Source organism: Bacillus sp. AFS001701, assembly GCF_002559405.1.
GTDB lineage: Bacteria > Bacillota > Bacilli > Bacillales > Bacillaceae_G > Gottfriedia.
This window is the reverse complement of record NZ_NTZO01000759.1, coordinates 1-868: the sequence shown is the minus strand read 5'-3', so window position 1 is coordinate 868 and position 868 is coordinate 1. Positions and strand designations below refer to the sequence as shown.

General features: G+C 28.7%; 1 protein-coding gene. It reads left to right on the top strand.

The features are described from left to right. Positions 1 to 159: 159 nt before the first annotated feature. Complete coding sequence (locus CN514_RS25035; RefSeq protein WP_098234855.1) at positions 160 to 681, top strand: DUF4362 domain-containing protein; 522 nt, start codon at positions 160 to 162, stop codon at positions 679 to 681. The last annotated feature ends 187 nt before the right edge of the window (positions 682 to 868 follow it).

Sequence of the window (868 nt, the reverse complement as noted above, 5' to 3'; positions counted from 1 at the left end):
TACTCCTTTACGAAAATTTGTTTATTAATTGCCAAGATTGTTTTTCAACAGTGTGAAATCCACCTTGCTACATAAAGGTGGATTTTTTTCTCAATTGCATAAGTTAGAATTGAATGGAAAAACTAACCAATATTATTAATTGTAATATTGGAGGGCAAAATGTATAAATCAATTGTATCGTTTATGCTTTTAATATTTCTTGGTCTTTCCTTCGATCATTTCATGGTGGCAGAGGCTAGTGTATTTACGAAAGAAATGTTAAAAAAAGAAATCGAGAATTACGGAGAAAAAGCAACTAACAAAATCCCAGCATCCTATAGTAAAGAAGATGCGCTTAAAAATGGCGATATATTAATAATAGGAAGAACTACTAACCATAATGAACGGATTCAAAAATTTATTAATAACGTAAAAAATAAGAAGCCTGACTTTATTCGATTTGTTGAATTTACTTCAAAAGGTGATCCAGTGATTACCGAATATCAATATAATGGAAAATTAATTTACTATCGATTTGATAGTTCAAGGGATCGAACTGACCGATATCGAAAAGGTACATTTGCGATGAGTAAATTTGTTACAGGCCCAAAAGTATTAGAAGACTATTGCAAAAAGTTAGTCGTAAATTCAAATACGTCATATTTAACAAATTGTTATCATTTTGATAAGGTGGAATTTTAGTTTTTAAAACGTCGGTTAAAAAATCGGCGTTTTTTGTATTTTAGTTACATGAGAGTAGATGAAATTTCACTCACTGTATTCTAGACAGAAAACAATTTTAGAACTTTAAATTCAAGATAATTAATAAAACTTAATGAACTGCTATTCAAATTTAAAAATTTCACGTACCGTAATATATGTATTAAAC